This window comes from Cyanobacteria bacterium QS_8_64_29, from assembly GCA_003022125.1.
In the GTDB taxonomy this organism is placed as follows: domain Bacteria; phylum Cyanobacteriota; class Cyanobacteriia; order Cyanobacteriales; family Rubidibacteraceae; genus QS-8-64-29.
Map to the genome: position 1 here is coordinate 1 of PXQH01000029.1, position 7,783 is coordinate 7,783.

Here is a 7,783-nt window from a genome sequence, read left to right on the forward strand (position 1 = left end):
GCACGGTGGGAGTATAGACGCGCAGGATGGCATCGACCAAATGCAGGACACCAGGCTTGAGCGATCGCGCATCCTCTACTTGCCGGGCCACCTGCTGCAAAAAGCTCGACTCGCCCACGGCGGTAGCCCGTACCAGCAGCGTCCCCGAGCCGTTGATAGATCCGCCAATCGCCACGCTGCCCTCGGCCTTTTCTTCCGGGATGGGTTCCCCAGTCACCAGCGACTGGTCCACTGCCGAGCGGCCGTCGACTACCTCGCCATCCACCGGAATGTGCTCGCCGGGGCGCACGCGCACCCGATCGCCTACTTGCACCTCGCTCACCCCCACTTCCTGCTCCTGCCCGTCGCGCAGAACCCGGGCCGTATCGGGCTGCAACGCCAGCAGCTTGCGCACGGACTGGGAGCTGCGCGTTTTGACCAACAGGGCCAGCCAGATGTGGTAGTTGCTCACCAGCACGCTCACGGCAAAAAAGGCGGCTGTGGGGTAGTCGGGGAGCGGGAAGCCTAGGCCGATGAGGCCGCCTGCCAGACCGGCAAAAGCCGCTGTCTCCAGCAGTACGTGCTGGTTGAGGATGCGGCGGCGCAGGGCCTGCAACGCCATGCGCAGGATGTGGGCGCCACCCCAAAGACAGCGGCGATCACCAAAGCACCGGCGATCCAGGGCACGGCCGCTGCGCCCACGCCCGCCGCGCGAGCGCCTAGCGGTGCGGCGAGCAACAGCCCCACGCCCGCGGTGGCCGCGCCTGCGTGGCCCCGGCCTTGCGGGCGCACGAGCAGGTAAGTCACCCCCAGCAAGCTGGCTGCCACTAGCGCCGGCACCAGCGCCGAGAGCGGGCCCGTTACCTCGACCGTTAGGCCGATGGTCAGCAAACTCAAGCTGCTGGCAGCCAGCAGCCGCTGCCCCTCGCGGATGAGGTTGCGCTCTTGCTCGGCAAAGGGCTGGACCTTGCGCGGATCGCGGGTGCTGTAGCCCACGGCGCGCAGCGTTTGGGCCAGCTCTTCAGGGCGGATGCGGTCCCGCTCGTACTCCACCAGCGCCTGTTCGTGGGTGAGGCTGACTGCCACCTTGCGCACGCCCGGTTTTGGCTCAGCGCCTGCTCGATGGTGCCGGTGCACAGCGAGCAGTGCAGGCCGCCGAGCTGCGCCCGGAAGCGATCGACGCCAGGGGTATGGGTGGACTCCTCCACCCAGGGTCGGGAAGCGGTTGAGGGTGTCATGCTGCCACCTCGTAGCCGGCTTGCGCGATCGCGGTGCGGATGGTAGCGGGGGAGGCGCGCGTTTCGTCAAAGACGATGCGCACTTGACCGCTTTGATGGTCCGCCTCAACCCGAAACACGCCCTCGAGCTGGGTCAGCACCTGAGAAAGGCGCGATTCGCAACCGCTACAGCGCATGCCGCTGACTGGAAGTTGCGATGTTTGCATGGCAACCCTGTGGGAACTCGGCCCGATCTGGTGTAATTCTTATAGCTGGCTTGAAGGTCAAGGGGCTAGAATTGCAATCCCCAAGCCTTGCTTTGCCATGTCGCACCCCCAGTTGTTAATTGGCGAGCTCGCCCAGCGCACGGGCATCTCACGGCAAGCGATCCGTTACTACGAGCGGATTGGGGTACTCGAGCCCCCGCAGCGCAGCGCCAACGGCTATCGCCGCTACAGCCCACAAGCCCAGCGCCGCCTGCAATTCGTGCGCCAAGCGCAGCAGCTCGGCCTGAGCCTCGATGAAATCAAGGCCTTGCTGGCCGCCGAGCGCGCCGGCCGCGCCCCCTGCCGCGAGCTCAAAGCCATGCTGGAGCGGCACCTGGCGACCCTGGACGAGCGCATCCGGCAAATGCAGGCGCTGCGCGCCCAGTTGGCCGGCCGCCACCGCGCCCTGGAAGCCGCCCAGCCCCAGGCAGCGGCCGCGCGACCCGAGGAGCCGATTTGCCCGGTCTGCAGCGCTGCGGAAGCTGCCAGCCCCGATCAGCGCACCTCCGGGTAGAACCGCTTGAGGCGGTGCGCCGGCACGCCCAGACCCCACCCCACGCCCAGGGCCAAGTAGGTGGCATGGGCTCTGAGCGCGCCCCAGCGGGCGACGCGGCGATCAGAGGCTTGCACCACGCGGTTGAGTTGGACCAAGCGGCCCCAGTGGTGGAGCCGCAAGCACAGATCCGCCTCTTCCATTAGCGGCAGCCGCGCGTCAAAGCCGCCGCACGCCCAAAAAGCCTGCCGGCGGCAGAACAGGACCTGATCGCCAAACAGCAACCGCAAGCCGCGCCCCAGGCGATGCGGGCGCAGCAGCAAGGGGCCGTAGTACGTCTTGAGGGCATTGTGGGCGACAAGGCCCCAGCAGGTGCGCTCTGACCCGGCCATGAGCGAGAGGAAACCGCCGCCAACAATTGCCGGGCGTTCCAGGGTCTGCTCGATGAGGGCCACGCCATCGTCCGGCATGAGCGTATCGGCATGCAAAAAGCACAGCCGGTCGCCGCTGGCGGCGCGGGCACCGCAGTTCATTTGGGCAGCGCGCCCGCGTTCGGGGCTGGCGATCGCGCGCAGCGGCACTTGCGCGAACCAGCGCCGGGCGATCCGCTCGCACGCCGCGACGGTGCCGTCCTGGCTGCCGCCATCCACCACCCAAATCTCGCGGGGCGGCGGCTCCAGCAACGCCAAGTGGCGCAGCGTCCGCTCGATGCCGCGCGCTTCATTGAGCGCCGGGATGATGATGGAGGTGCGCGCCATCCTGCTGCGCGCTAGCTCACCCGGAAGCGCCGCAGGCGCAGGGCATTGGTCAGCACCGAAACAGAGCTCAGGGCCATGGCGCCGCCTGCAATGACGGGGTTGAGCAGCCAGCCAAACAGCGGGTAGAACGCGCCGGCGGCCAGGGGGATGCCCGCCGTGTTGTAGACAAAGGCAAAGAACAGGTTCTGGCGGATGTTGTGCAGCGTGGCGCGGCTGAGGCGAATGGCCGTGGCAATGCCGCTCAGATCGCCCGAGATCAGCACGATGTCACCGGTGGCGATCGCAATGTCGGTGCCGGTGCCGATGGCAATGCCCACATCCGCTTGGGCCAGGGCCGGGGCATCGTTAATGCCGTCGCCCACCATGGCGACGGTTTTGCCTTCCCCTTGCAGCGCTTTGATGCGCTCGGCTTTGCGATCGGGGCGCACGCCGGCCTCAACGCGCGGGATATCCACCTCGCGGGCGATCGCCTGCGCCGTCGCTTCGCTGTCGCCAGTGAGCATGACCACCTCCAGGCCCAGGCGGCGCAGGGTGCCGACGGCCTCGGCCGAACCGGGCTTGAGCGTATCTGCCAGGCCCAAAACCGCTTCCACGCGATCGGCCACCGCTAGCCAAACGGCCGTTTTGGCCTCGGCCCCTAGGCGCTCGGCGCTGGCCTGCAGCGGCTCAGTGTCCAGGCCCAGTTCCTCCAGCCAATCCCGCGTGCCGATCCGCACGGTGCGATCAGCAACCTCACCGCGAACCCCGCGGCCGGTTATCGCCTCGAACCCCGCAACCGCCGGCAGGCTCTGCCCGTCGATGCCCTGCGATCGCGCGTACTCGACGATTGCGGCTGCCAGCGGGTGCTCGGAATTGCGCTCTAGCGCCGCCGCCAGGCGCAGCAGCTTGGTGCGATCGCCGGCCTCAGTGGCAACAATGCAATCGGTGACGCTGGGCTTGCCGGCAGTTAGGGTGCCGGTTTTATCCAGCACCACCGTCTGGAGCTTGCGCGCGCTCTCCAAGTTCTCGGCGCCTTGAATCAAAATGCCGTTCTCGGCGCCTTTGCCCGTGCCCACCATGATGGAGGTGGGCGTAGCTAGCCCCAGCGCGCAGGGGCAGGCGATGACCAACACGCTGGCCGTGTTAACCGTGGCCAGGGTGAGGTTGCCGGTGAAGTTGAACCACAGCACGAAGGTGGTGATCGCGATGGCAATGACGGTGGGGACGAACCAGGCTGTGACCCGATCGGCCAGGCGCTGGATGGGGGCTTTGCTGCCCTGGGCCTGCTGCACCAGCTGCACGATCTGCGACAGGAGCGTGTCCTGCCCCACGCGCGTGGCGCGGTACTGCAAGCGCCCCGTTTGGTTGATGGTGGCGCCAATGACCTCATCACCCGCTTGCTTGCCGGCCGGGATGGGCTCGCCCGTCACCATGGACTCATCCACGGTGGAGCTCCCCTCCACTACCTCACCATCAACTGGCAGCTTCTCGCCAGGCCGCACCAGCACGATGTCGCCTACTTGAACCGACTCGATGGGCATCTCCTGCAGCTCGCCCAAGCGCAGGATGCGTGCGGTTCGGGCTTGCAGCCCCATGAGCTTGCGAATGGCTGCCGAGGTTTGCCCGCGGGCGCGGTTTTCCAGCAAGCGCCCCAGCAAAATGAAGGTCACAATGACGGCCGCGCTGTCGTAGTAAGGCTCGGCGGCCAGGCCCTGGGCCTCAAACCAACCCGGCACCAGCGTCACGGCCAGCGAGTACAGATAGGCCACGCCCGTGCCCAGCGCCACCAGCGTGTTCATATCGGCAGCGCGGCGCCGGAAGGCTTTGGCGGCGCCCACAAAAAACAACCGCCCGCACCAGAACATGACTGGCGTTGCCAATACCAGCTGCACCCAGGGGTTGCCCAGCCAACGCATCAGGGCCGATTCGGCCTCAAAGCCCAGCATGGCAGGCAGGCTGCCGACGACGATCGCGGCGCTCAAAACGGCGCTGACCGCAACTTTGCGCTGCAGCTCGCGCCGCTCGGCATCGCGCGCTCGGTCTTGCTCGGCCGCGCGATCGGCGCCCATTTCCTCCAGCGGGTAGACGCTGTAGCCGGCATCGGCCACCGCTTGCTGGAGGGCTTCCAGATCCAGCGCTTCCGCTTCAACCGTGGCCTGCTCGGCCCCGAAGTTGACCTCGGCGTGGCGCACGTTGGGGGCCGAGGCGAGCGCCTGCTGCACTGTATCGGCGCAGGCAGCGCATTTCATACCGGTGACTTTGAGCTGTTGCGTTGGCATGGCGTCGCTTAGTGGCAGCAAGCTGGGCACTGCTTAGCGCTGGGCGCGCTTGCGCCGGCAAGGCGGGCGCGCCTGCAGCCACATGCCAATCCCGGAACCGGCCAGGACCAGGACGCCCAGCGCATTGAGAAACGGATAAATGCCCTCCAGGTTGATGGGGCCGAAGTTGCCGCGGTGCAGCAACAGCAACCAGCGGAAGTCGCTGGCCTGATCGGCCATGGTCGCGATCCGAAACAGGGATCCGGTAATGGCACTCAGCAAAACCGGAAACACCATGATGGGTGCGAGCCAGAAATGCAGTTGGCGCAAGCGCAGTTTGGTCATCTGAGCTGGCAATTAGCGATGGATCTGGCGCCGCAGCAGTGCTAGCAGGAGCGGCCCTACAATCAGCAAGCCTAAAACGGAAAGGCCGTCGCCCGGCAGTGGGTTCGCATCCGCTGCTGGGGAAGCCGGCTGCTCGGCCTGAGGGGCTTGCTGGGGCGTTGCGGAGGTGCTTGGGCTGGGTTGCGGCTGCACGTTAGGAGGGTTAGAACCGCTTTCGGTTGCTTCTGTCCCCGCATTGTCCTGCGGGGCTTGCTGGGAATTGGGTCCGGTCGCCTCCGTCCCCGACTCCGCCGGAGCGGGCTCTTGCTGCTGTTGAAAGTGGCCGCTGTGCGCCAGCAGTCGCTCGGTGAGATGGGTTGCCATGGCGACGATCCCTCCTAGAAGCGCAGATAGGCCCATCCGCAACCTAAGCGCTACTGGCAGGGCGCGTCCAATACGATTGGGGTTCGCTAGCGATACCTAAAACGTATTGCCCAAGTCAGTTGGTGCGGCGATCTGCCGTACCGACTCCAGAAACGCGCGCGCCAGCGGTCGCGCCCGCTCGGGCTGCCAAGCCAGCGCAAACGACAGCTGGGGCACTAGCGGCTGCAGGGCACAAGTAGGTTCCTTCCGCGCCCCAGCTTGGCAACGGTGCAGCAGTTGCAGCTCAATGTTGGGCTCGCTCATGCTTGCCTGCAGTAGGCAATGCCGTTTAGGTGGGCCTATTGGGTCGCAAGTCCGCATAAAGTTGCTTTATCAATAGCATGACGGATCGAGATTGCCTAGCGCACGCAGTGGCGCTGCTGCTGGCTAAAATTGGTAAAAAACAACAATTGGGTTGTTTTTTGTCGGTTTTGGTGGTTCTGCCGAGCGCCGCAATGCCGTTAGGTAGCTCGCGATCGCCTCGCGAAGGCGCAACCGTAGCGATGGGGATGCCATGACAGCCCAATCCAGCCCCGAGCCCAACGCCCGCTCAGATGCCCAGTCAGCGGCCGAGATTGCCTCGCCCGATTTTACGGCCGCGCCGCGATCGCCCGCCAGCAATTTTGATACCCACAATCCGCCCGAACCCGAGCTGATCGACGACTGCGTTCACTGCGGGTTCTGCCTTGCCACCTGCCCGAGCTATCGGGTCATTGGCAAGGAGATGGACTCGCCGCGGGGGCGCATCGATCTGATGGATGCCGTCAATGACGGGCGCGCTCCCCTCAGCTCAGCAACCATCCAGCACTTTGACACCTGCCTGGGTTGCCTGGCCTGCGTTAGCGCGTGCCCCTCGGACGTGCAGTACGACAAGCTCATCGCCGCTACGCGGCCGCAAGTCGAGCGCAACTACGACCGCAGCTGGCGCGATTGGCTGGTGCGGCAGCTTATTTTCCAGCTGTTCCCCTATCCCAACCGGCTGCGGCCCCTGCTGGCGCCGCTGTGGTTCTACCAGCGCAGCGGCCTACAGGGGCTGGTCCGCCGCAGCGGGTTGCTGGAGCGGCTCTTCCCGCGGCTGGGGGCTATGGAGAGCATCTTGCCGCGCATCACCGCCGATGCGTTCCGCGATAGCTACCCCGAGGTCATCCCGGCCCAAGAGACCAAGCGCTATCGGGTGGGGCTCATTTTGGGCTGCGTCCAGCGCCTGTTTTTCTCCCCCGTCAACGCCGCAACCGCGCGCGTGCTGAGCGCCAACGGCTGTGAGGTCGTCGTGCCGCGATCGCAGGGCTGCTGCGCGGCGCTGCCTGAACACCAGGGCCAAGAAGAACAGGGCAAAGCGTTGGCGCGGCAAATGGTTGATGCCTTCGAGGGCACCGGGGTGGATGCCGTCATTATCAACGCGGCCGGCTGCGGCCACACGCTCAAAGAGTACGGCAACATCCTGGCCGACGACCCTCAATACTGCGAAAAGGCAGCCGACTTTGCCGACAGCGTTAAAGACGTGCAGCAGTTTCTGGCCGAGGTGGGCATGACTGCCGAGCTCTCGCCGCTCACCCAAGGCGAGTTCAACGTGGTCTATCAGGATGCCTGCCACCTGCGCCACGGCCAGCAAATCAGCCTGCAGCCGCGCCAGCTGTTGCAGCAGATCCCGGGGCTCAAGTTGCGCGAGCCAGCGGATGCGGCGCTGTGCTGCGGCAGCTCCGGGGTTTACAACATGCTGCAACCGGGGGTAGCCGACGAGCTCGGCGATCGCAAAGTTGACAACTTGCTCGCCACCGGCGCGGACGCGATCGCCTCGCCCAACCCCGGCTGCTCGCTGCAGATCCAAAAACACCTGCGCCGCAAGGGCCGGACGATGCCGCTACTGCATCCCATGGAACTGTTCGATCGCGCCATTCGCGGGACTGGCATCGAGCTGTAGCGGCTGCTTCCCTGCCCACTGGGCACACCACGGTTAAAGGAGGAGAGCGGAACCAATGACAGTCATCAGCGAGACGCCCGCATTCTGCCAAGGCATCCAGTACTGGCGAGAAGACTATCCCGAGCTGGAGCGCCACGGGCAGACCCCCGCCATCGGGCCCAACCA

8 protein-coding genes and 1 pseudogene are annotated in these 7,783 nt (G+C 66.0%); 2 read left to right on the forward strand and 7 right to left on the reverse strand.

All coding sequences use genetic code 11. The features are described 5' to 3' along the window. Together BRC58_05415 and BRC58_05420 are read right to left on the reverse strand one after the other, a co-directional pair. A pseudogene (locus tag BRC58_05415) lies at positions 1–1,217 on the reverse strand (heavy metal translocating P-type ATPase). After that, positions 1,214–1,423: a hypothetical protein gene (locus BRC58_05420; GenBank protein PSP17734.1), complete on the reverse strand. Its 210-nt coding sequence runs from the start codon at positions 1,421–1,423 to the stop codon at positions 1,214–1,216. Before BRC58_05420 ends, BRC58_05415 begins: the two are co-directional and overlap by 4 nt. Here BRC58_05420 and BRC58_05425 point away from each other — a divergent pair. After that, positions 1,392–1,976, forward strand: a complete 585-nt coding sequence (locus BRC58_05425; GenBank protein ID PSP17729.1) for a heavy metal-responsive transcriptional regulator — start codon at positions 1,392–1,394, stop codon at positions 1,974–1,976. The two genes, BRC58_05420 and BRC58_05425, sit on opposite strands and share 32 nt — an antisense overlap. Here the strand turns inward: BRC58_05425 and BRC58_05430 are convergent. The 5 genes from BRC58_05430 to BRC58_05450 form a co-directional block, all read right to left on the reverse strand. Further along, positions 1,958–2,713 (reverse strand): glycosyltransferase, encoded by a 756-nt coding sequence (locus BRC58_05430; protein ID PSP17730.1) that lies wholly within the window; start codon positions 2,711–2,713, stop codon positions 1,958–1,960. The two genes, BRC58_05425 and BRC58_05430, sit on opposite strands and share 19 nt — an antisense overlap. A gap of 11 nt (positions 2,714–2,724) precedes the next feature. Next, positions 2,725–4,971, reverse strand: a complete 2,247-nt coding sequence (locus tag BRC58_05435) for a copper-translocating P-type ATPase (protein ID PSP17735.1) — start codon at positions 4,969–4,971, stop codon at positions 2,725–2,727. A 33-nt stretch (positions 4,972–5,004) separates the two neighbouring features. Next, on the reverse strand, positions 5,005–5,295 hold the full coding sequence (locus tag BRC58_05440) for a hypothetical protein (GenBank protein ID PSP17736.1): 291 nt from the start codon (positions 5,293–5,295) through the stop codon (positions 5,005–5,007). A gap of 12 nt (positions 5,296–5,307) precedes the next feature. Further along, entirely contained in the window at positions 5,308–5,658 is a 351-nt protein-coding gene (locus BRC58_05445; protein ID PSP17731.1) for a hypothetical protein, read from the reverse strand. Between the two features lie 96 nt (positions 5,659–5,754). Further along, the gene (locus tag BRC58_05450) at positions 5,755–5,961 is read right to left on the reverse strand and encodes a hypothetical protein (GenBank protein PSP17732.1); all 207 of its coding nucleotides are present in this window, start codon (positions 5,959–5,961) and stop codon (positions 5,755–5,757) included. Between the two features lie 250 nt (positions 5,962–6,211). On the opposite strand from BRC58_05450, the gene BRC58_05455 reads away from it, so the two are divergent. Next, on the forward strand, positions 6,212–7,618 hold the full coding sequence (locus BRC58_05455) for a glycolate oxidase (protein PSP17733.1): 1,407 nt from the start codon (positions 6,212–6,214) through the stop codon (positions 7,616–7,618). The last annotated feature ends 165 nt before the right edge of the window (positions 7,619–7,783 follow it).